Consider the following 26,684-nt stretch of genomic DNA (forward strand, 5'->3'; position numbering starts at 1 on the left):
GGTCATGATTGAAAAAACGAACAAAGATGAATTTTTAGATTTTTTGGTTGACGCATCTAACTTTAAAGGGGATGCCGAGAAACTATATATTCCAGAATCCGAAAAAGATATCAGTTCTATTCTAACAAGTTGTAATCTTACTGGAGAAAAAATTACGGTAGCCGGCAACGGAACAGGTGTCACTGGATCACGAGTGCCTCTGTCAGGTTCAATTCTTTCACTTCAAAAATTGAATAATATTATTGAGTTTAATGAGAAAGAAAAATGGATTAGGGTTCAACCAGCATTAGTTCTATCTGAGCTACAAAATTTTGTGGAGAGCAAATCACTATTTTATCCTCCCGATCCAACCGAGAGAAATTGTTTTATTGGTGGTAATGTAGCTACAAATGCCTCTGGAGCTAAATCATTTAAATATGGTGCTACCAGAAATTATGTGATTGGGTTAAATGTTATTTTACCTTGCGGTGAGATTCTTAGTATTAGTCGTGGTGAGTTTATCGCTGATGGAAATTCATTAAGATTCAGTACCGAAACAAATAGTTACTCATTAGAATTGCCAAACGTACAAATGCCGACTGTAAAAAATGCTTCCGGTTATTTTATTAAATCCGGTATGGATTTGATTGACTTATTCATTGGTTCAGAAGGTACATTAGGGATTATTACTGAAATAAAACTTAAGTTGATTGCGCTTCCTAAAGAACTTTTGTCAGTAATTGTATTTTTTGATGATGAGAATGATGGCCTTAATTTCATTGATGAAGCCCGATCCGCATCACGCAACAGTGAAAATTCCGAATCAGAATTATCCGCCAGAGGTCTGGAATTTTTTGATGGCAATTCTCTCAAATTTCTCTCAAATGAATTTAACAACATTCCAGATGAAGCTGGTTGCGCAGTTTGGTTCGAACAAGAGAATTTTACCGATGAACTGCTTGGTAAATGGTTGGATTTGATAATAAAACATAATGCTGATGCAGAAAAGGCGTGGATTGCCGCCAATGCCGTTGACCTTGAAAAATTTAAGGATTTTCGCCATTCAATTTCATGGAAAGTGAATGAATACATAACACGGCATAATTTTAGAAAAGTGGGGACCGATACGTCTGTTCCAGTTAATTCATTTCGTGATTACTTTAATTTCATGAAAGCCTTACCTCAAAGGGAAAATATAGATTATGTGATTTATGGTCACTTTGGCGATTGTCATCCGCACTTAAATATGCTGCCAAAGAATAATGATGAGTTTGCGAAGGCAAAAAATATTTATACCGAGATCTGTAAAAAAGCGGTTAAGTTAGGCGGAACTGTTTCAGCTGAGCATGGAATAGGAAAAGCAAAAAGAGATTATTTAACAATGATGTATGGGGAGAAAACAATTAAGGAGATGGCAAAAGTAAAACTCTATTTTGATCCCAAAAACATTCTTTCGCCAGGGAATTTATTTAATGAAGAATTGATTGATGAACTTAAGTCTAATTTATAAAATTATTATTGCGTTTCTAATTTTTTCATGGCAGGTAATCGCTCAACAGCAAAATCTGGATAATAAATACAGACTTGCGGAATCGTACGAGCGATCTAATCAATTAGAAAATGCTGAGCGACTTTACCTGGAATTATTCACCCTTCAGCCAACAAATTATACTTTCTTTGAATCATTAAATCGGGTACTGATTAACCAAAAAAAATATGAGCGGTCAATTCATCTACTTCAAACGAGATTAAATGAAAATCCTATGGATATTAATCTTTATGGAATGATGGGACTTGTTTATAAATATCAAAACAACTCGGCAAAAGCAGATTCAATTTGGGAGGCTGGAATAAGAACAAACCCAAATCAGTCAATTATCTATAGAGTAATCTCAAACTATGCAATTGAATCAAGAGACTACTCAAAGGCAATAGAAGTACTGACAAGAGGGAAGAGAAATAGCGGTGAATCTTTTATGTTTTCCCTTGATCTTGCCAATATTTACGCGGCCAATATGAAGTATCGTGAAGCCGCAGAAGAATATTGCGAAATTCTGAAATTGCGACCTGATCAGAATCAATATATTAAATCGCGAATTACAAATTTTATTACGCGCCCCGATGCAGCCCAACAAATTATTGAAATATTCAAGAAAAATTTAAACTCTATTCATGCACTTTACGACATTGTTTCATCGGTTTATTTGGCCATAGGTAATTACGAAGAAGCATTTAAAACCACAATTGAGGGGGAAAGAAAACTAGGCAAAGATGGCACAATGATTTATATTTTAGCCCAAGAGCTATATCGCAACAAAGTCTATTCATGGTCGGCAAAAGTATTTGAGTATTTGATTGATAACTATCCCGCATCGATAAATATAATGCCCTCAAAACTTGGTTATGCTAAAACTTTAGAGTCCTCAATTAAGGAAAAAGAGATTACAGAAAATGAATGGTTGCCCATCAGGTTTGAGAATACAAAATTTAGAGTTGATTACGAAAATGTTATAAGAATGTATTTACTATTTGCCGAAAGTTATAGATCGAATGCCGCCAGAGTTGAAGCACTTTTTAATGCGGCCGAAATATTAAGAACTAAGTTTAGTGATTATGAACAATCAGATTCTTTATATAAACTAATTTTGATTGAATCTCCTACTTCGATCTTTGCTTTAAATTCAAACATTGGACTTGCAAAAAATTCGATCTCTCTTAATAATCTTTCTCATGCCCGTAACTTTTTAGAACAAGCGTTTAGCAATTCCCGTTATTCTGCTGAGGAATTAAATGAAGCTAAATTTATAAGTGCAAAAATTGATTTCTGGGAGGGGAAATTTTCTGACGCATCAATTAAGTTGGTTGAGCTTGTGTCAAATTTCCAAATGAATTTTACCAACGATGCAATCGAATTAACGGCTGTAATTACCGCAGCAAAAAGTGATTCACTGAGCTTGTTAGGATATGCTAAATCTGACCTTTTCTTGTTTCAAAATAAACCCAAAGAAGCACTTGTTGAATTAAAAACTTTAGCTGATAATCCTAATCTATTGATACTAAATGAGTTCGCTCAGATAAAAATTGTAGAAATTTTTTTAGCAATGGGTAATTTTATTGAAGCCGAAGATATACTTAAATCTTTAATAGACGATGAAAAAACAACGATTTTCGACGATAAATCAACTTTTTTAATAGCACAATTACTCTTTTTTTGTAAAAAAGACAATTCTGCAGCCCTTGAATATTACCAAAAATTACTTGCAAAATTCCCTAACTCATTATATTTTGACCGTGCCCGTACTCAAATTAATTTTTTAAATAAAAATTTAAATCTAAAATGAGCAAAAGAGAACCCAAAACAGTCAAATGTTCCTTCTGTGGAAGAGATGGTAGCGAAGTTTCGAGCATGGTTGCCGGACCGGATGTTTACATATGCGACATCTGTATAAAAACAAGTATTGAAATCCTAAAAAACAACATCACACCCGCCTCAACCAAAAAAGAATCGTACCACTCATCTTTAACCCCGGACCTGATTAAAAAGAGTTTAGAGGAATATGTAATCGATCAAGACCTTGCGAAAAAAATACTTGCGGTAGCGGTTTATAATCACTACAAGCGAATTAATGCAACAAATTCACTTTTTGATCTTGACGATGTAGAGATTGAAAAGAGCAATATTCTATTGATTGGACCAACTGGTGTGGGGAAAACTCTTCTCGCACAAACTTTAGCTCGAATTCTCGATGTACCATTCGCCATTGCAGATGCAACCACTTTAACTGAGGCAGGCTACGTTGGCGATGATGTTGAGACTGTACTAGTTAGATTATTACAGGCGGCTGATTATAATCTTGAAAAAGCCCAAAAAGGAATTGTGTACATCGATGAAATTGATAAAATTTCACGTAAGAGTGAGAGTACTTCAATTACCCGTGATGTTTCAGGAGAAGGCGTACAACAAGCTCTTTTAAAAATATTAGAAGGTACTGTGGCCGGCGTTCCTCCGCGTGGTGGTAGAAAACACCCCGAGCAGAGTTTAATAAACGTCAATACTAAAAATATTCTGTTTGTCTGCGGCGGAGCTTTTGATGGAATTGAAAATATTATTGCCAGCCGAATCAATAAAAACACAATCGGTTTTGATTCTAGCACTGCAGATACTGAAACTCTTGATAAGGATAACTTGATGTCTAAAGTCCAGCCAGAAGATCTTGTAAAATATGGTTTGATTCCGGAGTTGGTTGGTCGGCTTCCAATTATCGCACCGCTTAATTCGTTGAATGAAAATGCTTTGAAAAATATTTTGATAGAACCAAAAAATGCTATTGTAAAACAATATCAAAAATTGTTTATGCTCGAGGGCGTTGAATTGGAGTTCGATGAAAACGCACTAAACGAAATTGTAAAAAAAGCAATGGAAAGAAAAACCGGTGCTCGCGCTCTTCGTTCTATTGTAGAGGGAATTCTTTTAGATGTAATGTATGAATTGCCAACAAAGGAAAATATTGATAAATGCCTCATCACCCGCGATGTTGTTACTTATAACGAAAAACCTATTTATATTGAGAGTGACAGAAAAACAGCATAGTATTCTTATTAATTTTTTAAAGGAGCCATGCAGCAAAGCATGGCTTTTTTTTAAACGAAATTTTTAGTCAATTTGATAGTAGAGTATTGGAATTTATAAAAGAATGAAAATTGCAATCATCTTTTTTACTATAACATTGCAGGTTTTGGGTCAATCCAAAATATTGATACCAATGGATATACGCCAAACGGATCACTTGAAAGCTTATGGAATTACATTTAATTCACTTAAAACTGGTTCGAGTGCCGACTGGCTTTTAAACTATAGGGGCGGATCGTTTTTATTAGATTATTCAGAACGGATTATTTTGCAGTGTCAGGTTAAGGGAGTTTCTTTCGAAACCGTTTCGGCATCCGCAGTGGCGCAAATATATGCCGAGGTTCAAAGTGAAGAAAATAATTCCGATGTAGTTCGTTTAGAAAAAGCTCCTACAATCGCAGTTTATGTACCTCCGGGTTATCAACCTTGGGATGACGCTGTTATACTTGCCCTTAATTATGCCGAAGTTCCTTATGATAAAATTTGGATAAGGGAAATGCTGGCTGGAAGTCTTAGCAAATATGATTGGCTTCATTTGCATCATGAAGATTTCACCGGACAATATGGAAAGTTTTATGCCGCATTCAGCGGTGCTCAATGGTATATAGAACAGCAGTATCTTTATGAAAAAGAAGCAACCGAATTGGGTTATAAAAAAGTATCGGATATGGAAAAAGCTGTTGTGCTCGAAATTAAAAACTATGTTTCGCAAGGTGGATTTTTATTTGCGATGTGCTCTGCGACCGATTCATACGATATTGCTCTCGCGGCGTTGGATATTGATATTGTTGATAAAATGTATGATGGAGATCCTCCGGATGCAAATGCCGAGGAAAATCTAAATTTTGATAGGACATTTGCTTTCCAAAAATTTCAGTTGGAAATGAATCCCATGGTTTACGAATATAGTAATATCGATATTCAACCCCTTGAAATTGCTGATCAAAACAATGATTATTTTACTTTATTCGATTTTTCTGCAAAATATGATCCTGTTCCAACTATGTTGGTTCAGAACCATGTTAATGTAGTTAGAGGTTTTATGGGGCAAACAACAATGTTTAGAAAAAATCTAATTAAAAACTCAGTTCAGATTCTGGCAGAGAGACCCGGTACAGATCAAGTTAAATATATTCATGGAAATTACGGAAGAGGCACGTTTACTTTTTACGGAGGACATGATCCCGAAGATTACCAGCATGCTGTTGGAGATCCCCCAACCGAATTAAATTTGTTCAAAAATTCTCCAGGTTACCGATTAATATTAAATAATATTCTCTTTCCAGCAGCTAAAAAAAAGGAACAGAAAACTTGAATCTAATTATCAATTACCGCATCAAACGAGCTAGTTAAGAGAAAGTATGAAAACATTAAAATTCAAGAATCATAATGAACAAGTGCCAATTGGTAAACTGGTTTGCGTAGGTAGAAATTATGCTGCTCACGCAAAAGAACTCGGGAATGAAGTACCCGACTTTCCAATAATCTTCCTCAAACCATCTTCCGTGGTGATTTATGATGGAGATACAGTTGTGCATCCACCATATTCGAATGATCTTCATCATGAAGTTGAACTAGTACTCTATATTGGTGAAGAAGTCAAAGACGCAGATGATGCAAGCGCTGAACGAGCAATTTATGGTTACGCTGTAGGATTGGATATGACACTTCGCGATCTTCAAAATGAATTTAGGAAAAAGGGGGAGCCATGGACTCTTGCTAAATGTTTTGATACGGCTGCTGTTGTATCGGATGTAGTTCTTAAAAAAGATTACGTGCTAAAAGGAAATGAGATTATCTCCCTTTCTGTTAATGGTATTGAAAAACAAAATACTTCAATTAATAATATGATTTTCTCTCCAGTAGATATAGTAAAATATATCTCCGCAAGATTAACTCTGGAAAAAGGTGATTTAATATTTACCGGAACACCGGAGGGAGTTGGAAGAGTTAAACCCGGGGATTTAATTGAGGCGGAATTGGAAAATATTGGAAAAATAAAAACTGAAGTGATTAAAAAATAATTAGAGGTAATAATGCCTGTTTTTGAATATAAATGTTCAGATTGCAACAAAAAATTTGAAGTGCTTCACAAATCATCAACATCACTCGAAGAAATTATTTGTCCCGATTGTCATTCCAAAAATGCGAACAAATTATTTTCTTCCTTTGCTGCATCTGTTAGTTCTTCGAATTATTCTCCTAGTTCCAACTGTAGCAATGGAAGTTGTTCAGTTCCATCTTACGGCGGATGCGCAAGCGGGATGTGCGGGTTAAATTAATGTTATTTTGAGACGCAAATAATTGCGTCTCAATTTTTGCTTCATTCGTCGATCAGTTGTTTTTTTATAAATCCGCAAATTTCATCCATTGCCTCGGTAGCCTCCTTAAACATTGGAGCTAACAAGGGATAACAGTGAATCATCCCCTTCCCTGCTATAAAAATAATATCATTGCCTGCTTGCTTTGCTTTTAGATAAAACTTTTCACCGTCTTCGTACAATTCGTCATCTTCACCAGAATTAATAAATATTGGGGGTAATCCGGTAAGGTCGCCAAACAAAGGGGATATAAATGGATTATCAGCTTTGTCATTCCCAATATAGTGTTTACTGAAAACCAACCAAGAGTTAAGGGGCGCGAGTGATACTTTATTTTTAGAAGTGTATGATTGGCTTGAGCAGGTTAAATCTGTCCAAGGTGAAATTGCAACCGCTGCTTTTGGAAGTGGAATCTTTTTTTCTTTAAGAGCTAAAAGAATTGCCAGAACTAATCCTCCTCCGGCAGATTCTCCAGCGATAATTATATTCTCAGCTTTTTTTCCCATAATTAATAATTGTTCGTAAATTTTTACCGAATCATCAAGTGCGGCCGGAAATGGATGCTCAGGTGCAAGTCTGTATTCATAGAGATAATTAATAACCCCGCATCTTTCCGCGAACTTAGATACAAATCCTCTATGATCAGCGCATGAGCCGGATACATATCCTCCACCATGAACATACATTATTAGTTTATCTTTATTCGATCCCTTTGGAATTATCCACTCGCCTTTTATTCCGGCAATCATTTCCTCTTTTATTTTTACACCATCGGGAATTTTAGAATACTTCGACGCACCTTTTTCACATTCATCTCTAAAATTTTGAATCGAGGAGTTATCATCAAAAACTTCCTTTCGAAGCTTTCCTTTGAACAGATGTCTCTTTCTCAATAGACCAATAATAATTTTACTTCTTAAACTGGACATAATTTATTTCCTAATTTGAATTGACGTAGACTGAAATTATTGGAAGCAACAAATTCTTAATTTGACTATCATTTATGACGTGGTAGCTGAAACTTTTACCCAACAAAATAAAAATTATTTTGATAATAGTGAGTGACTCTGGCAGATGATACGAACGCCTCACTAGGAGGCGTTCAGAGATAGATCATTAGATGTTTAACTTAAAATTACTCGAAAACCTTGTGGTATCAAATATTTCAAACTAATTATATGTCATCAATGTTGAATATTCTTTTGCGTATTCAAGCATCTGTTTTGTAAAATCATCGGGATACTCAACCTTTACATCAATAATTTCATCGCCATTCATAACCGGCACAAGTTTAGGGTTAATAAATCCGGCATATGGAGCAATGTTCAACTTTTTATATCTCTCTAATACTTCCTTATGGAGTTCTAGATCGATCTTAACACCATAATTTTCAACGAGGGCTTTACCTGCTTCATAATCTCCTTCTGATTTTATTCTTTGAATCTCTTTAAGTAACTCACCAAAGATACTTCGCAGCTTTTCATAATTATTAATTACAAAATATGTTTTGCCCTCTTTGTTTTTCCTTTCAATTATGTTTTCACTTTTCCCTTTTTCAAACGCCCAGAGAGAAACCAGTTGTCTATTTCTCATATGTGCTTGTTCAATATTATCACCCAACTCAATTCTCGAAAGTTGTGTCATCAAACCATTTCGTATATAGGAATTATATTCTGCTTTTCCAACTTCAAGCGAAGGCATTACTCCAATATCAACTAACTTTTTATCAAGTATATAATATAGCGCTACCAAATCGGCACGAGCTTCTTCGAGTGCGTTAGAGTAGTTTTTTAAAGTTTCATTAGGCATACCGATGCCCGGATTTATTTGTCCCGATGCATGACCAATGACCTCGTGCATATCAGTATGAAGATCACTGGCGAGGGCTCCATATTTTTTTGCCAATTCAATTTCCTCTTTTGAATAGGCGAATTCCTCCAAAACCCCGCTCGTTTCTGCCGCTTTGTTGTATGAATAAACAATATTACCAAGATTAACAGATTTAGATCCATGTTCCTTTCTTACCCAATTAGAATTAGGCAAATTAATTCCGATAGGTGTGGAGGGAGAAGCGTCCCCCGATTCTACAACAACTGTGATAACCTTCGCAGATACTCCTTTCACATTTTTCTTTTTGTGCTGGGGAAACAGTGGTGAATTATCTTCAAACCATTGGGCGTTGTTGCTTATTGCTTCAATTCTTTTTGTCGCTTCTTCATCTTTAATTGAAACAATGGCTTCAAATGTACCTTTATAACCTAACGGATCATTATAAACCTCAATAAATCCATTAACCACATCAATCACAGAGGAAGTATCTTTTACCCATTCAATATTATATTCATCCCACTTTTTTAAATCACCTGTCTCATAAAACTCTACTAATAATTTTAAGGCTTTTGCCTGCTGTTCATTTTCCGCAACCTCAATTGCTTTATTAAGCCAATAAACAATTTTTTGAATTGAAAAAGCATACATGCTGTTAGCTTTCCAGGTTCGCTCGAATATTTCTCCCTTTTCTTTTATCAGCTTTGTGTTGTGCCCAATTTCAACCGGGCGCTGGTCATTCGGGTCTATTTTATTTTTATAAAACTCCTCAACTTCTTTCTGATTAACTCCCTCATAAAAATTAACAGCCGAACTCTTTACCAAATCATATTTCGTATCAAGATTAACTTTTACAGCATCAACGGTTGGATCAAATATCAGTTTAACAAGGTTTTTGTACAGATCCTCTTTTGTCTCATAATTCTGAAGAGGTAATTCAAAGTCATCGGAACCGTCAATCAACTCCTTAAAATATTCTTTTGAAAATTCAGGAATAAATTTTTTATTTGAATAATGATGATGAACACCGTTCGAAAACCAAACTCTTTTTGTATAAACCAAGAACTTTTCAAACTCTGGAGTACTCTTATCGCCGTTGAATGTTCTTACAATCCCTTCAAGTGTACGTCGGATATAAAGGTTGTGTTTATAGTTTTGATCATAAATCATATCCCGGCCATAAAGTGCTGCTTGGTATAAATAATACACTAATTTTTTCTGCTTTAGTGATAAGTCTTCAAATCCGGGTACTTGATATCGCTGGATTCTGAGATCAGCAAACTGCTCAGTAACATACTTAAAATTGTCTTCTTGCTTTTCTTTTGTTGAACAATTCATAAAAATTAATCCCGCAATAATTATTAAAAAAGTATTCTTTAAGTTCATAAAAACCTTTTTACTTGTTGATAATTGGGTGAAAAAATATAACATTTGTTTTCCTTAAACAATGAATTAAATGAGTGCTATTTTATGAATATTCAGATATTTGGAAGAAAAGACTGTAACGACACAAAAAAGGCGGAACGCTTTTTTAAGGAAAGAAAGATAGAATTTCATTTCCGTAATTTAGCCGAAAAAGGGGTATCTAAAGGTGAACTTGAGAACATTTCGAGCGTTCATCCTTTAGAAAATTTAATTGATAAAGAGGGGAAACGGTTTACAAAGAGAAATCTAAAGTATATGACATATAACGTGGAGGAAGAATTGTTGAGTGATCCACTTTTATTCAGAACCCCCATTGTTCGAAACGGAAAACTATCCACTATTGGGTTTGAACCTGATATTTGGAAATCGTGGCTCTAGTATTAAATAATATTTCTTTTTTTCAGATCATTAACCAGATTTTCGTAACCAATAAAATTAATTGCATCCCACCCACAGTTAATCGCGCCTTCAGCATATTCTTTTACATCATCAATAAACAAATGCTCTGAAGCGGGCTTTTGAGTGTATTTCTCAACTGCATGGTAAATTTCTTTTTCTGGTTTAATAGCTCCCACTTCATGAGACAAAATTAGTTTATCAAAATGAGTCAAAAAATCATAATTTCCATAACCATACTCTTTATGTATTTCGTTTGTGTTTGAAAGCAGTACCAATTTATATTCTTGTTTTAATATTGGAAGAAGCGCTATTACATCATCATTTTTAGTAAAAATGTTAGAGAAAACTTCACAAAACTCTTTCCCAGTAACTTTATTTTCAGTCCACTTCATCATTATTGAAAGGAATTCCTCACTAGATAATAGTCCTTTTTCAAAATCTTGGTGAATATTGTAATTGTTTTTATAGGTTTGAAAAAATATATCGCCGAGCCCCTCTTTTTTATTGTTCAAGAATTCTTTTGTCGGAGAATAATCGAATGGAATTAGTACATTGCCCAAATCGAAGACAATTACTGAATAATTGTGCATTTTATTCTCCTTGATAATTAACCGTTTCTGAAATAAAAGAGATAAGTCTAGCTTTTATTTGTTTTTAAGTTTTTAAATAAACAAGATTTTTAATTCTTAATTATTATTTTTACAGTTAAATATATTAATAATATCGGCAACAGAATAGTTACATGTCTAAATTAGGTAAGAAGTTCATTAGAATAACCGTGCATCAAGATGATAAATCGCGACTTGAGTATTTAATAGAGCGGTTAAGTTATATCATGAAGGATCTTGATCTTTCGGAACCAGAATTTGAACCAAAAAGTGAAAATGTAAATTATTCATTGCATGTATCCTACCGTAGTAAACTTGATATTTTAGTAGAATCACTTACGATCAATGGATTTTATATTGAATCTTCAGATGAAAAAATAATTGAGATTATAAAAAATTCTAACGATAAGTATCGGGAAGAACTGAAAAGATATGCGGCTTCATTAGATTTAAAAAAGAATGTTAATAAAAAACATGACAATCTTGACAAATTAATTGATGAGGGTAAGTATAAAGAATTAATTAAAGTAGCAAAAGATGTAACTTATAACCCCGAATCAATAACCAAAGCCAAAGCTGGAATTCCTCTCTCTGTAAACAATCTGATAATTAAAGTAATAGACCGTTTTTCAAGACAGAAAATGGATATAGAAGAGGCTATTAGTACACTAACAACCATAACGTCGGATAAGGAATTACCATATTTTAACAGCCGTGAGTGGATGTACCAGGCTGGAATTGTAGCTGTAGAACTTTGTTCTCAAAGAGATTATGCTATTAAAAATCTTATCAAAATATCAAATCAAAAGAACTCAGATCAATTAATTAATGTTAAAGCCGCTATTAAATTTTCCGAAATTCTTTTTGGAAACTTGACCAAATACGAAGAACAAATCAAACTCGCAACAAAAGAATTAAACACTCGCTGGCTTTCAAACGTTGCAGAAGCTTACAGGAATAAATTATCAAAAGAAGAAAATGAAGCCTTTGATAAACTTGTTGATTTCATCAATGATTCCAAATAACAAATTACAGTTCTTAAAATTTCAGCTGCAATTCATATAATTATTCAAATACCTTTTTTATTAACCACCCAAATTTACTTGAGAAATATACACGTAATTCTTCTACTTTAATGTATACAAGCGGAACAACAATTAATGTTAGAAATAGAGAACTTGTTAATCCTCCAATTAGTGCCCAGCCCAGTCCGGTTTTCCATTCGGATCCCGAACTTTGAGAAAGAGCAATTGGAAGCATTCCAAATATCATTGTAAGTGTCGTCATAAAAATTGGTCGAATTCTCATTCTGCCCGCATCAATTAACGCTTCCATTACCCCTTCCCCCTGTTCCCTCATAGCGTTTGCTCTATCAACAAGAAGTATAGCATTTTTGCCAACCAATCCAACCAGCATAATAATGCCAAGTATTGAAAAGATTGATAATGATTTCATAGTTAGAGCCAGTGCTACAAATGCACCGATAAGTGCCAAAGGAATCGAGAATAATATTACAAATGGATAAACGAACGAATTATATAATGCCACCATAATCATATATGTAAATAATATGCCTGCTAATAGCGCCAATCCAAGATCACCGAATGATTGTTGCTGATTTTTAATATCTCCTTCATAGGTAAATGTAATTCCAGCTGGAAATTTTAGTCCGCTAAGTTTTTTATCAATATCCTGTGCAATATTACCCGATGCTCTCCCTACAGCCTGGGAGTAAACAGTAACACTTGAATTTCTGGATTGGCGTGATAATTTTGTTGGTCCGGTAGCTAGCTCAATATCAGCAAATTGTTTGAGATAAATAGTTTGCCCTTTTCTATTCAAAAAAGTCATATTCTCAAGTTGATCAGTTTTTGAGCGGTCAATTTGATCAAGCACTATTCGGATTGGGTACTCTGTATTATCCTCCCGTAATTTTGAATCATCGTCTCCGGTGAGTGCAACTCTTAGTGCCGTTCCAACTTCAGCAAGCGTTAACCCCAGTGTTAGCAGTTTTTTTCTGTCGACAGTAATTCTTGTTTCTGGATTTCCCTCTTCAGCAGATAATCTTACGTCCGCAGTACCTGGAATTGTTTTTACTGAATCGATTACCTCTTTTGCGGCTTTTACTACATCATCATAATTTGGTCCACTTACAACTAATTGAATTGGAGTTTGGTTTGCTACACCAAACAATCCGATGGGATTCACTCTCGTTTTTAATCCCGGAATTTTTTGCACCATAATTTTTATTTCATCGCCTATTTCATCGGTGGTTTTCGACCGCTCATCGGAGGGAATTAAGAACACTGTAATTTCTGTTGCGTTGGAATTCGCAAACCCAATTAATCCTTCGTTTGATGCTCCAACATTAGCATAAATCTTTTTAACTTCGGGAAGCGAGCCAATCATTTGTTCAACCTCTTGCGAAATTTTATTAGTCTTTTCGAGAGGGGTTCCGGGAGGCATTTCCAAAGTAACCGCAAATTCACCTCTATCCGTTTGTGAAATAAACTCAAATCCTATTAAACCCAATGGGAACAGAGTAAACGAACTAAAAAATAATACTAATGTTCCAATAGCTACTTTACCTCTATTAACAAAACTCCATTTCAACAATTCGATGTAATACTCGGTAAACTCCTTAAATTTCTTTTCGAACCAAAGTGCAAATCTGCCCAAGATAGTTTTTGAAGTTAATCTTTCAACCTTTGCAAATCGGGACGCCAACATTGGAGTAATTGTAAAAGATACAACTAAACTCATGAGAGTTGAAATAACTACTACCATCGCGAACTGCCTCATAATATTTCCTATAATTCCCCCCGTAAGAGCAAGTGGGAGGAATACCGCCACGTCAACCAGAGTTATTGCGAGCGCAGCGAATCCTATTTCATTTCTACCCCGAAGAGCGGCTGCTCTTTTTTCTTCTCCCTTTTCGAGATGGTGATATATATTTTCCAATACAACTATAGAATCATCAACCAATATTCCCACCACTAGTGAAAGCCCGAGCAGTGTCATAAGATTAAGAGTATAATCAAATGCCCATATTCCAATAAATGTTGAAATTAAGGAGGAGGGTATAGCTACAAGAATTATTATCGAATTTCGAAAGCTGTGTAAAAACATTAACATTACAATTGCTACAAGTATAACCGCAATAGCCAAATCTTTTTTAACCGCATCAGCCGCCTCAATTGTAAATAGAGAAGCATCCTGCGCAATATCGAATGATAAGTTTATGTTTGCATATCGGGATTCCAAACTTGCAATTTCCTTTTTAACCAAGTCCGCAACTTCAACCGCATTTGCATCAGATTGTTTTTGTAGATTCAAACCAATCGTATTTCTAAAATTAATTCTTGTGATGTTCGTACCTTCCTTAATTCCATCTTCAACTTCTGCTATGTCCGAAAGTTTAATTTCTCCCCCTTGCCTCGATTGTCCAACTGATAAATTCTTAAGCTCTTCGATCGATTCAATTTTTCCGGCAATTCTTACAATAAATTGATTTTGGCTATCCTTAATTCTACCGGTTGGGAAATCTAAATTTGCCGATTTTATTGCGTTTGTTATTTGCAGAATTGAAATTCCATAAGCTTTCAGTTTCTGCATATCAAGATTAATTTTAATCTCTCTTTCCTCACCGCCAATCATCGCAATTTGACCTACTCCCGCAACCCGGGATAGTGAAGGTTGAATCTTATCTTTTACGAATTGATATAATTCCCGCGAATCAACATCGGCAGATACACCCATTCGCAATACGGGAATTTCATCGAAAGCAAATTTTGAAACTATCGGAGTTTCCGCATTCGTGGGGAGCTGATTTATTACTTCGCCAATTTTTCTTTGCGCGTCCTGTAATGAAATATCTGTCTTGGCCGATAAAGATAATTCAATAATAACTAGCGAAAATCCTTCCATTGATGTGGAGCGGACTTCATTCACTTTATCCATACCCGAAACAGCATCCTCAATTACCTTGCTCACTCCAGTTTCAACTTCTGATGGAGAAGCTCCTGGATAAATTGTAGAGATTGTTATAATTGGAGGAGAAAACCGAGGCAGTAATTCATACTTCAAAGTTTGATAGCTGAATAATCCAACAGCTATCAGAGCGGCAAAAATTATTATTATCAACGAAGGTCGCTTAATCGATAGTTCGGTAATGGTCATACTAATTTCCTTTTTATAAACTAATTAAGAATATTCACTTCAGTTTTATCTGATAGGTTGCTTTGCCCGTTTGTAACTACTGCATCCCCCTCTTTAATTCCATCTATTACCCGTATGTAATTTCCAATTATTCCAGAAATAACTAATGGTTTTAAATAGGCGATTCCATTATTAACTACATATACTTTTGGATTTCTTGCGCTGCCAATTAGAGCTTCGCGTGGGATAACTAACTCTTCTTGATTTTTGAGATTTGAAAACTCGACCCGCGCAAATAATCCGGCTTTCAATTTTCTGCCACTCTCATTCTTAATACTTATTTCAACAGGAAAAGTGTGAGCATCATCTCCTTTAGAACTAATCCAATCAACTTTACCAACAAATTTTTCTTTTGGAAAAACATCAACCATTACCGAAACATTATCACCAGGCTTAAGAGTTACCGCGTCTTTTTCTGCAACATTTACTTTTATTTTTAATCTCGATATATCAACAACGTTTGCGATTAATGTTTGCTGTGGTGCGCCTTGAACCATAGAACCAACATCAATGTAACGGGCGGTTATATAACCTGAAATCGGCGTTTTAATTTTGGTATCTTCTAATTGTCTGCGAGCTACAATGTACTGCGATTCAGCAACTGCCGCCGCAAGTTTAATCTGATCCAGCTGTGAATCACTCGCTGATTTTTGATCATATAATTGAAGGAAGCGTTCCAAATCTTTTTTTGCTTTATTGTAATTTGTTTCAGCACTTATAAAAGCTGCCCGTTTTAACTCATCATCAACCTGCGCCAAAATAGAACCTGCTGGTTTGTAATCTCCAACATTGGCGTAAACAGCGGTAACCCGTCCGCTCGTTTCCGATATTATATTTACATCATTGTTTGCGGTTACTGTACCCGTAAGCGAAATAGTTTCGGTCAAAATCTTCTTTTGCGCTTTTTCAACTTTAACGTAAAATATCTGCTCTACCCCACCTCGTTTCTGGGTGGATAGTTTTGATTTATTATAAACAAGTATTAATACTATTATTGCAATTAGCGAAACAACTGGAATTATTAGTTTCCACTTTTTCATTTAAAACTCCTTTATAAGACTTCTTTTGCTAATGATTTATCTAATTTTGCTTTTGACAATTCATAATCTACTAATGAGACCGTGTAATTAAATTTAGCGTTAGTAAGAGATGTTTCAGCATCAATTAAATCGGATGATGTTGCCAAACCATTTTTAAATTTACTGCTAGTAACTCTCAAGTTTTCTTCGGCTTGTTCAACACTTTGTGCGGCTAATTCAATTTTCTTTTTCGATTGATTAAGAGTAAGATAATTTTGAGTAACTTCAAGAGTAATTGCATCTTTTATAATCCAGACCGCGTCGTTAGCTTGAGAATATTGTGCCTCGGCTTGTTGAGTTTGGTACGAGGTTGAGAGCCAATCCCAAACATTAATATTCAAACTTACCCCAGCGTCCCAGGTATCATTAAATTTATTTTGTGCGGGAAAAATTCTTTGATTTGGTTTACTGTAATAGAAGTTCGCGAACATTCCAATTTGAGGATACCAGGATGATTTGGCCATTGTAACCGCAGATTCACTCGCTCTAACTCTTAATGACGCGGCTTTCAATTCCGGTCTTTTTTCTGATGCCTCATTTATCAATTTTGTGAGTTCTTCAGATTCTATAATGGATAAATTAATTTCTGATTTAGTCTCAATTAAAGAATTCAATGGAATACCTACAATTGAGTTTAGATATACTCTAGAAATCTGGAGAGCATTTTCAGCTTCAGCTTGTTTGAATTTTGCGTCTGAATACTGCACTTCGAATCGAAGAATATCATTTCGCGTTAGAAATCCCGCCTTCTCTAAATTTTTAGCATCCTCAAGATGAGCCTTAACCATCTCTAAAGTTTCGTCGAATACCTTTTTCAATTGAGCCGACTTATAAAGTGACCAATAAGCATTACGTACACTAAATACTAATTCAGCTTTATCCTTAATATATTCTTCATTGGCGGCAACGGCTGAATACTCAGCAATTTCAATTCCACTGCTAATCCTTGAACCGGTAAACAAAGGCTGTGTTAGTGAAAGCTGTGCCGAATAATTATCCAGAATTACCGGGGCGATATCAAAATTTCCAAAGGGAGTGGATATAGTAAATGGATCCACTTCACTTATTCTTCTGTAGGCGGCCGATAACTTTACAGATGGCAAACTTAATGTATTAGCTTCCGAAGCTTTGGCCTCCGCTCCTCTAACTTTCATTAGTGATGAATTTAGACTCTTGCTATTTTTTAGCGCAAGTTGGATCGCTTGGTCAACCGATAATTCTAAATTTGATTGAGCATTCATATAATTAAATGATAATAGCAGCAATAACACAAAGGGGAAATGATTTAGCAATCTGCTCATTTATTTAACTCCTTCTTTTCAATATTCTTATATTTTTTTCTACCCTCTTTAGTAAACAATCCTTCAAAAAAAAGTTTTGCAACTTCCTTATATACTTGTTCGGCGGTTAAAGGAATAGTGCTCAAAAATGATGGGTTGGAAACTGAGTGCACTGCGGCTAAATATGCCGGGACTAATACTTGTGGATCAATGTCATCTCTAAATACTCCATCGTCAATTCCATTTTTAAGTAATTCAGAAAAATTTTTTATCGCTTTATTTTTTCTAAAATCTTGAATTTCTAACCACATGTTATGATTGATTTTATGAAGGTCCTGTATCATTGGGTTTTGCATTTTTTCTGAAAGTTGGGCCATATAATTCATCAGTTTTTTTAATTTAGTAACAAAGTCAATTGAATCATCAACTATCAACTTTTCTATAAAATCGCCCGCTTCACATTTTTGCTTTAGAATGATTTCCTTTAGTATATGATCCTTATTGCTAAAATTCTTATATAGAGTTTTTTTGCTGATTGCCAAAGACAGTGCAATTTCTTCCATTGTTACTTTTGAATAACCAAATTGCTCAAATAACTCTTTTGCTTTTTCAAGTATTCTAATTTCAGTTTCTGTTTTCATAACCATTTCAAATAATATTTCAAAACCAGGAGTTATAACGAAAAGTTCCTTTGGAAACAATATTTGTTTAAATCGTTTCCATCACTAAAGTATTTACAAAAAAAAAAGACCGCAATCTAGTAGATAGCGGTCTTTATAAAGTTTAATAATTTGAGAATATTACTTTATCTCAAACATCGAATCGGGAAGGTTAGTATTAACCTCAATACTCGTTGCTGTAAGTTCAATGGAACCCATTGGAGTACTCTGATTTAATCTATGCGGGAATTTTACACCGGCAACCTCTTTGTAATCACTCATATCAATTGTTGATGAGAAACTACCCTGTGGTGTCTCCGCGGTTGTAATTGTCCTAACCATAAGTCCACTTTCAATATCATAATATTGCGTTGATTTTTTTCCTGATGGAGCCGTAATAGTCAAGTTGTAAGCATCTTTTCCTTCAATTGATTCAATACCGGCAAGTTCAACTTTGATTCCCATTTTTTCATACTCAAAATAGGGATGAAGAGGTGCTTCTACTTTCATTGCTTCTAGTTGTGCACCGGTTAATTCTACTTCCTGCCCCATACCACTTGCTATTCCCTTTTCCCCGTTAAATACAGTTTTTTGTTGACCAACACCAAAATCAACTAATTGATAAAATTTGTTTGGAGCTTTCTTAGCCATTGTTACGGTTATTGTCATTCCCTGTACCGAGCCTGAAAATTTGAATGTTTGATCTGTAATTTTAGAAACGTTTTCTTTACCACCGATGGCTTCAACATATTTATCAATAACAGAAACTGCGGTAATTCCTTCGGGTACTTTTTTTACAGAAGGATCATACTTCTCGCCGTAGATATCATAATATTCAACTTTATTGCTTAAAGAAAACTTGGCGATGTTTTTTGCTATTTCTTCGCCATTACCAACCACCAACACATAACTATTATTTGGTTTTACATATTTTTTTGCTGTTGCTAACAGATCATCACTAGTAACAGCATTCAAATTTTTAAGATAGTTTTTATAATAATCTTTTGGCAGTTGATAACGCTCAATATCGATTGCGAAATTTGCTATGGTTTGTGGACTTTCCAAAGCGCGGGCAAAATTTCCCGTCATATAATTTTTGGTTGATTGCAGTTCAGCATCCTCAATTTTTTCTGTTCTAATTTTTTTGATCTCATTTAACATTTCTGTAATCGCGCTGTCTGTAACCGAATTTCTTACCGTAGTAGATGCTTCGAAATGTCCGATATATTTATCAGATGCTATTGCAGAACGCGCCCCATAAGTATATCCATTTTTCTCTCTCAAGTTTTGGTTCAATCTCGAAGAAAATGAACCGCCTAATATCATATTCAACATAGAAGCCTTAATAACATCTTCGCTTCCCTTTTTGAGTTCGACCGGATATCCGATAGTAAGTACGGATTGAACTGAAGCCGGACGATCGACCAAACAAACTTTATTAACAACAGGGGACTTAGGTGCAGAGAAAGTACTTTTTGGTATTTCTTTTGATTTCCATTTCCCAAAATATTTTTCAGTAAGTTTTTGTGCTTCAGCTTTTGTTATATCACCAACAATTGCTAAATAAGCGGCATTAGGACGGAAATAATCATCAACATATTTTTTTGCTATTTCAAGGTTGATTGTTTTTACAGTTTGCTCTGTTGTTGCTTCTCCGTATGGATGATCTTTACCAAAAAATAAAACATCTCGAACTCTAGTTGCTATCGCGCTCGGATCATCCTTAGCGGCCGCAAGCCCCGAAAGTGTTTGCTTCTGAATTTTATCTAATTCTTCCTGCTTAAAGTTTGAGTTAAGCACTACATCCGACATTAATTCTAATAGCTTATTAACATGTTTTTTTAGTGATGCCGCGTATACACCGGTTGACGATGTAGATAGATTTGCCCCAATAAAATCAATCTCCTCATCAAGTTTGTCTTTTGTTCTGGTCTTTGTTCCTGTCCTTAGTAATTGTCCTGCGATTTCTACATAACCTGCATTCTCTCCCTCAAGTATTGGATCACGATCGATGACCAAATTGAATGCAACTCTCGGAAGTTTTGTGTTTCTAACAACAAAAACTTTTAATCCGTTTTTTAATGTAAAATTTTCTGAATCTGCAATTTTTATTTCGGGTGCTGGGCCGGGAGCCGGTTGTTTCGAACGGTCTAACTGCGCGAACGAAATTCCCGAAACAAACAAGATCAACATTAATACTAAAACTTTACTTTTCATTTTTATCTCCAATTATTCTTTCTAATTAATCTTGCTTATTAATCTTTTTTCATCGCCTTAGGCAGATAAGTTAAAGCAACTCTGTTATCTGCGGTAAAATATTGGTTTGCCACCCGTTTAATATCATCTCTTGTAACTTTCATGTATCTGCTAATTTCCGTGTTAATCAAATTCGCGTCACCATAATAGACATGATAATCAGCAAGACTATTTGCAATACCAAGGACTGTGCTGTTTTTATTTACAAATTCTGCTTCAGTTTGATTTTTTAATTTTTGAAATTCGCTATCACTTATCATGTTAGTTTTGGCTGTAGTTAGTTCTGCTTCAATTGCTTTTTCTAAATCTTCCGCGGTTACTCCAACATTTGTTATTCCATAAACAATAAATAATCCTGGTCCTTCAAGAGCGAGTGGGATTGAGCCAATATTTACAGCTTTTTGTTGTTTATCAACTATTGATTTGTATAGGCGCGAGCTTTGTCCCCCAGCTAATAATTTAGCAAGCATATTTAGTGCATAATAATCTTGGGTTCCCTGTTCCGGCATTCTATAAGCATGAAGAACTAGCGGCAATTGAATGTTATCATAAACTATGTCTCTCACTTCTCCACCTAGTGGTGGTTCTTTTACTGTAATTCTTTTAATTTCATGCTGACCTTTTGGTATATCAGCAAAATATTTATCAATTAATTTTTTAGTTGATTCGATATCAATATCGCCTGCTATAGAAAGAGTAACATTTTGCGGTACATAAAAGTGTTTGTAAAAATCCATAAATTCACTAATAGTAGCCTGATCAATATATTGAGCAGATCCGATAGGTGTCCATTTGTATGGGTATTCTTTATAAGCGCGTTTAAATGTTTCTTCGATTAATGAACCGTAAGGCTGATTATCGTAACGTTGCTTTCTTTCTTCTTTAACCACTTTTCGTTGTGTTTCAACTCCAATGCTATCAATTTTTAAGTGAAGTAATCTTTCCGATTCCATCCATAACCCAAGTTCAAGTTGATTTGAAGGTAAAATTTGATAGTAGAAAGTTTTATCAAAAGAAGTGCTGGCGTTATTTTGCCCACCTGCGCCCTGAGATATTTTATCATATTGACCGCGGGGAATATTTGCGGACCCTTCAAACATTAGATGTTCAAAAAAATGAGCGAATCCTGTTCTATCCGCTTTTTCATCTTTTGAACCGACATGAAAAGTCATTGTTACTGCCACTATTGGCGTAGTGTTGTCTTTGTGTAATATTACATTAATACCGTTAGCTAATGCATATTGTGTGTACTCAATTTTTCGGGACTGAGCAGTCACGACAAATGAAAAAGCTAATAAAGTGAATAAAAATAGATTTCTCTTCATTAATAATGCTCCTAATTATTGTTAACTATTATTCGCGGGGTTTGATTACCAAAAATATAAATAAAATTTAAAAGAAAACCATTTGTTAGACGAAATAAAACCCGGGTTGTTCACAGAATAAAATTGTTTACGAACAATTATTTGTTGAAGGCTAAACTTTGTTCTTCAATTAAAAGTTTTATTTATGTTTTTTCATTCATTCCCGGTAATTAATTAACTGTTAAGTATAACACAGCTAATTATTCCAAATAAATTATTTCTTGACATAGGTATCTCATTATCTTAAGTTGAATTTACAACAAATACAGAATATGACTTTTGGAGGTTATATGAAAAAAGTTGTTTTGTTACTACTAACTTTAACTCTCCTCTCCTCCTCATCAAAAATAATTAGCCAAACAATCACATCAACAACTAACGGAGGCCATTGGAATACTGCCGCTACTTGGGTTGGGGGTACAGTACCTAATCAGAATAATGATGTAGTTATTAACGGTCCTATTGTTATTAGTAATCACACTTGTAATAATTTAACTATTAACACCGCCGGCTCAATAACAGATGAGCCAAGCGCAGGACGAACATTAACAATAAAAGGTAATCTGACTAATAATGGGCGGGTTTTTACAACTCCGGGTCATGCGGGCGTTACACTTAGTATAGAAGGTAGTCTGTTTAATTACGGTACACTCGAAAGTAATGGAATTTGGTTCAGTGGTAGCGGCGATCAGAATATCACCAGTAATCAGTTAATAAAGGTAAACAGAATTGATAAAAGTCCTGATGGTAATATTATCGCTCAATCAAATATTGTTATTGATTCAGTTACCACTGTGCATTTGAATTATGACGTTCTGAACATGGGGAGCTACAAACTAACAAAATTGTGCAGGGCAAATATTGAGGCCGGTGAAATGATAACCGGCGGTACGGTTTTATCGAATGGGGAACTTGATATTAGCGGAAGATTCGGCTCTAATCTCAATGGTAATTTTACATTGGTTGGCAACAGACCAATGCGCTTTACAGGAGGAAATATTATTGAGAGTAATTTAGTTGTTGGTGCAGGAAAAATTGTTGAGGATGAATGCTGCGCAGGAAGAACAATTTATGTGAAAGGAAATATTGTAAATAATGGCACAATACGGAACGCCCCAAATCAAGGGGGACTTACAGTTGAGGTTGAGGGGAATGTTTCAAACAATGGTGTGTTCACATCGAGACTGGTATTTACCGGAGGGGATAATCAGACTATTTCGGGAACACAAATTTTTAGTAATCTCACCATTTGGAAATTACCCAATGGTAAAATAAATGCTCAAAGTAATATCACTTTTGATTCAACAACCACTATTGATATTCGAGATGATATTCTCGATATGGGTTCTTATAAATTAACTAAAATATGCCGGGCTAATATAAATGCGGATGAGCTTATCTACGGAGGAAAGATTTTTTCAAACGGTCAAATAGATATTAGCGGTAGAATGGGATCAAACTTAGATGGAAATTTTACCTTGGTTGGCAATAGACCTATGCGATTTACCGGCAGTAATGAAATATTTGGCACAATGACAGTTTCATCAGAAAAAATAATAGAAGAAGAGTGCTGCGCCGGAAGAGAAATAACTCTGAAAGGAAATTTGATTAATAATGGCACCATTAGGAATGGAGAGAATCAGGGTGGGTTAACGATTAGAGCCGAGGGTAATATTTTAAATCATGGAATATTTAGTAGCCGTCTTCAGTTTATTGGTAATGATGAACAAACTATAGGCGGAACTAAGAAGTTCAGTTGTACAAGTGTTTGGAAAAATCCGAATGGTAAAATTAATGCTTCAAGTGATTTAGTTTTTGATTCGACAAGTACAATAGATTTTTCGAGCGATGAACTAGTTATGGGGAATTTTAAGTTCACTAAATTATCAAAAGTTGATCTTGAATCTGGAAATCATATTTACGGCGGAGTTATTAATTCTAATGGAGAAATAGATATCACCGGAAGATTTAATTCCAGTTTAGCGGGTGATTATACTTTAAGTGGAACCGGAAATATGAGAATTGGTTCTGTTACATTTAGTGGAAATATGACAATTGCAGAGGGGAAAATTCTTTCAGATGAAGCAAGTGCTGGTAGAACATTGACGATGAATGGTAGCATCAAAAATTATGGTACATTTCAAACTACGCCGGGCTATGGGGGAATTACGCTCCAATTAATTGGAGGAAATTATTATGGATTTGGAAAAACACAAATTAGGTCAATTGTTCTTTCAACTAATGGAACAGACAGACATATAAGAGGAATAATAAATAGTGATTTGAACATTCATAAAACTGAAAATGGTGGAAGAGTAATTGTGGATGGTATTCTTAATGCTCTCCGAGGCTTAACACTACGATACGGTGTTGATCTATATGTGCCTCCTGGCAGTCAATTAAAAGTTGAGAAAGGATATAATTATTGGGAGAATTCTTTTATCTCCAACGAAGGTGAATATTCTCTAACTAGACAAATTTACTCCAACGGATTGTTTGATTTAGATGGTCAGGTACGGGCATCCTTACAACTTTATAATAGAGGAGAGGTAGATTCTCTAACATTAGTCCACCATAAAAACCGCTCTCATCCCACAGTATCATCATCGGTTAAATCTTGGTGGAGTGTAAAGGGAACTAAAAACATAAATCCCTATTCTGTAACCTTATATTATGATGAAAACCAGCTAGCCGGAAACAGTGAGGAATTTCTTGAAGCATATCATTCAAAGGATAATGGGGTTACTTGGAAGAAAATATCAAATCCTGTAAATACAACAAGAGATTTAGCAGAAAATAAAATAACAATAGGAACGCAAAATGTTCCTATACCTGATGGATATGGAGATATAATACTCAGTTCTGGTTTTGTAACTAACACGGTTTCTATTTCACACGCGTTAACCGGAAGAAACCAGGTTCGAATTGGTAATCCCCCATTTTTCCCTCCTAATAGATTCACTATTACTTATTGGAATAACAATCGTTTTCCAACGGATAGATTCGGAATACTACTCACTACGAATCAAGGGGTGCATATCGAATCATTAATAACCAAAAATATATTGACCGGGGAGCAGGTAACAATTCCTATCGATTCGCTGAATTATAATGGATTTAAAGATGAAGTCATCCTGGTTGGTGAACCATTAGCTCCATTCGAAGTTCGAAATTTCGATATTATCTGTTCCGCTTCACCAACAATAAATAAATCAACCGAATTAATTACACTTACTAGCGTATTCTTGTGGACAGCAGGCGCTGTACTATCTGAGTTTGTTTCCAATACAGTTGTTGAAGGATGTTATGAAATGTGGAGACCGGTTAGACACGATGAATCACTTCTCGATGCTTCCAAAAAAGCTTTGAGCAATAGTGTTAACAAGGCGGTTACTGTTGAAAATGGAGTTAAAGGTATCGCAAAAAAAGCGGCGGAGGAAGTTGTAGAAAAAACCGGCAGAGCTGTGGCGTGGCCGGTATTCTTAGCACAGGATATTTTCGATTGCATGGGAAATACTTTTAGAGGAATGAAAGATTATGTCAATGGTAACTTCGATAAACAAGAAAAAGAATTGACAAAAGTTACATCCTGGGATCCTAACGAAAAAGAGGGTCCGGATGGATTCGGTGAAAATGGATTTATGGCTGTGAGTGCACCAATGACATATACAATTTTCTTTGAAAATAAAAAAGAAGCAGCCGCTCCGGCATACAGAGTTTTAGTTGTTGATACACTAGATCAAAATGTGTTTGATGTTAATTCTGTTCAATTTGGACCAATGAGTCATTCAATGGGAACAGCTACACGAAATGGAAATATTCTTACTTGGGATTTTGTTGGAATTGAATTACCTCCAAACCATACTTCCCCTGAAGGAGAAGGCTGGGTTCGATTTACAGTTAAACCAAAAGAATTTTTGCCGACCGGTACGGTAATTAGCAACCGTGCTACTATTACCTTTGATGTAAATAAACCAATAACTACAAACTTGTATGTGAATACTTTAGATCTTGATCCGCCTCAGACTAATGTAACTTTTATAGAACAAATTGCTGGTAATAAAGTGAATTTAGTTTGGGAGACAAATGACAGCAACGGATCAGGCATTAAAAAATCTGTGGTTTATATGTCTGCGGGAGAAGGCCCATATACTACCGTGGCAATAACTGAAAAGAATAGCGCACAAATTCCTATTACCAGTAATAATCATTATAAATTCTATGTACTTTCAGAGGATCAAGTTGGTAATTCTGAGAAGGAGCCAAAGGATATTAAGGAAATAATAACGGATGTTCCGGATGAAGTTGAGCTCCCAAGTAATTTTGTGCTTTATCAAAACTTCCCCAACCCGTTTAACCCTGAAACTACAATTCAATACGCAATTCCCTTAGGAGTAAATGATAATCAACAAGGTGGCAGCGTTCAAGTTTCTTTAAAGATCTATAATATACTGGGAGCGGAAGTTGCAACTTTAGTTAATGAACTAAAGCAGCCTGGTAGATACGAGGTTTTATTTAATGCAAAAAATTTAGCAAGCGGCGTTTATCTATACAGATTGCAAGCCGGTAATTATGTTATAGTTAAAAAGCTGACTTTGTTAAAATAGAAGTGAATTATTTTGCAGAATTATCTTAGCAG

18 protein-coding genes are annotated in these 26,684 nt (G+C 35.1%); 9 read left to right on the forward strand and 9 right to left on the reverse strand.

Going from position 1 to position 26,684, the window contains the following annotated elements; translation table 11 throughout:
- Positions 1–4: 4 nt before the first annotated feature.
- The 6 genes from KF816_16450 to KF816_16475 all read left to right on the forward strand — a co-directional run bounded on the left by KF816_16450 (position 5) and on the right by KF816_16475 (position 6,891).
- Positions 5–1,489: an FAD-binding oxidoreductase gene (locus KF816_16450; GenBank protein ID MBX3009615.1), complete on the forward strand. Its 1,485-nt coding sequence runs from the start codon at positions 5–7 to the stop codon at positions 1,487–1,489.
- The gene (locus tag KF816_16455; protein ID MBX3009616.1) at positions 1,467–3,320 is read left to right on the forward strand and encodes a tetratricopeptide repeat protein; all 1,854 of its coding nucleotides are present in this window, start codon (positions 1,467–1,469) and stop codon (positions 3,318–3,320) included. Before KF816_16450 ends, KF816_16455 begins: the two co-directional genes overlap by 23 nt.
- Positions 3,317–4,570, forward strand: a complete 1,254-nt coding sequence (clpX, locus tag KF816_16460) for an ATP-dependent Clp protease ATP-binding subunit ClpX (GenBank protein MBX3009617.1) — start codon at positions 3,317–3,319, stop codon at positions 4,568–4,570. The genes KF816_16455 and clpX overlap by 4 nt, the downstream gene beginning before the upstream one ends.
- Before the next feature lie 172 nt (positions 4,571–4,742).
- A complete protein-coding gene (locus KF816_16465) occupies positions 4,743–5,924 on the forward strand; it encodes an asparagine synthetase B (protein MBX3009618.1) in 1,182 nt (393 codons plus the stop codon).
- Between the two features lie 46 nt (positions 5,925–5,970).
- Positions 5,971–6,633: a fumarylacetoacetate hydrolase family protein gene (locus tag KF816_16470; GenBank protein ID MBX3009619.1), complete on the forward strand. Its 663-nt coding sequence runs from the start codon at positions 5,971–5,973 to the stop codon at positions 6,631–6,633.
- A 12-nt stretch (positions 6,634–6,645) separates the two neighbouring features.
- Complete coding sequence (locus KF816_16475; protein MBX3009620.1) at positions 6,646–6,891, forward strand: zinc ribbon domain-containing protein; 246 nt, start codon at positions 6,646–6,648, stop codon at positions 6,889–6,891.
- 41 nt (positions 6,892–6,932) lie between these two features.
- Here the strand turns inward: KF816_16475 and KF816_16480 are convergent, their stop codons facing one another.
- Positions 6,933–7,859 carry an alpha/beta hydrolase gene (locus KF816_16480; GenBank protein ID MBX3009621.1) on the reverse strand — a complete coding sequence of 309 codons (927 nt, stop codon included), beginning with the start codon at positions 7,857–7,859 and terminating at the stop codon, positions 6,933–6,935.
- A 241-nt stretch (positions 7,860–8,100) separates the two neighbouring features.
- A complete protein-coding gene (locus KF816_16485; protein ID MBX3009622.1) occupies positions 8,101–10,143 on the reverse strand; it encodes a dihydrofolate reductase in 2,043 nt (680 codons plus the stop codon).
- Positions 10,144–10,227: 84 nt separating this feature from the next.
- Between KF816_16485 and KF816_16490 the strand changes: the two genes are divergently transcribed.
- The gene (locus KF816_16490; protein MBX3009623.1) at positions 10,228–10,560 is read left to right on the forward strand and encodes an ArsC family transcriptional regulator; all 333 of its coding nucleotides are present in this window, start codon (positions 10,228–10,230) and stop codon (positions 10,558–10,560) included.
- Between the two features lie 2 nt (positions 10,561–10,562).
- On the opposite strand, the gene KF816_16495 is transcribed toward KF816_16490, so the two are convergent.
- Entirely contained in the window at positions 10,563–11,171 is a 609-nt protein-coding gene (locus KF816_16495; GenBank protein MBX3009624.1) for an HAD family phosphatase, read from the reverse strand.
- A gap of 152 nt (positions 11,172–11,323) precedes the next feature.
- On the opposite strand from KF816_16495, the gene KF816_16500 reads away from it, so the two are divergent.
- The gene (locus tag KF816_16500) at positions 11,324–12,214 is read left to right on the forward strand and encodes a hypothetical protein (GenBank protein MBX3009625.1); all 891 of its coding nucleotides are present in this window, start codon (positions 11,324–11,326) and stop codon (positions 12,212–12,214) included.
- Positions 12,215–12,254: 40 nt separating this feature from the next.
- On the opposite strand, the gene KF816_16505 is transcribed toward KF816_16500, so the two are convergent.
- The 6 genes from KF816_16505 to KF816_16530 form a co-directional block, all read right to left on the reverse strand.
- A complete protein-coding gene (locus KF816_16505; GenBank protein ID MBX3009626.1) occupies positions 12,255–15,368 on the reverse strand; it encodes an efflux RND transporter permease subunit in 3,114 nt (1,037 codons plus the stop codon).
- A gap of 20 nt (positions 15,369–15,388) precedes the next feature.
- Positions 15,389–16,447 carry an efflux RND transporter periplasmic adaptor subunit gene (locus KF816_16510; GenBank protein MBX3009627.1) on the reverse strand — a complete coding sequence of 353 codons (1,059 nt, stop codon included), beginning with the start codon at positions 16,445–16,447 and terminating at the stop codon, positions 15,389–15,391.
- Positions 16,448–16,458: 11 nt separating this feature from the next.
- Positions 16,459–17,787 carry a TolC family protein gene (locus KF816_16515; GenBank protein MBX3009628.1) on the reverse strand — a complete coding sequence of 443 codons (1,329 nt, stop codon included), beginning with the start codon at positions 17,785–17,787 and terminating at the stop codon, positions 16,459–16,461.
- On the reverse strand, positions 17,784–18,407 hold the full coding sequence (locus KF816_16520) for a TetR/AcrR family transcriptional regulator (GenBank protein MBX3009629.1): 624 nt from the start codon (positions 18,405–18,407) through the stop codon (positions 17,784–17,786). The genes KF816_16515 and KF816_16520 overlap by 4 nt, the downstream gene beginning before the upstream one ends.
- A gap of 159 nt (positions 18,408–18,566) precedes the next feature.
- Positions 18,567–20,642, reverse strand: a complete 2,076-nt coding sequence (locus KF816_16525) for an insulinase family protein (protein ID MBX3009630.1) — start codon at positions 20,640–20,642, stop codon at positions 18,567–18,569.
- A gap of 38 nt (positions 20,643–20,680) precedes the next feature.
- Positions 20,681–22,006: an insulinase family protein gene (locus tag KF816_16530; GenBank protein ID MBX3009631.1), complete on the reverse strand. Its 1,326-nt coding sequence runs from the start codon at positions 22,004–22,006 to the stop codon at positions 20,681–20,683.
- Positions 22,007–22,335: 329 nt separating this feature from the next.
- On the opposite strand from KF816_16530, the gene KF816_16535 reads away from it, so the two are divergent.
- On the forward strand, positions 22,336–26,652 hold the full coding sequence (locus tag KF816_16535) for a T9SS type A sorting domain-containing protein (protein ID MBX3009632.1): 4,317 nt from the start codon (positions 22,336–22,338) through the stop codon (positions 26,650–26,652).
- Positions 26,653–26,684: the final 32 nt, after the last annotated feature.

It is taken from the genome of Melioribacteraceae bacterium, from assembly GCA_019638015.1.
Lineage (GTDB): Bacteria > Bacteroidota > Ignavibacteria > Ignavibacteriales > Melioribacteraceae > JAHBUP01.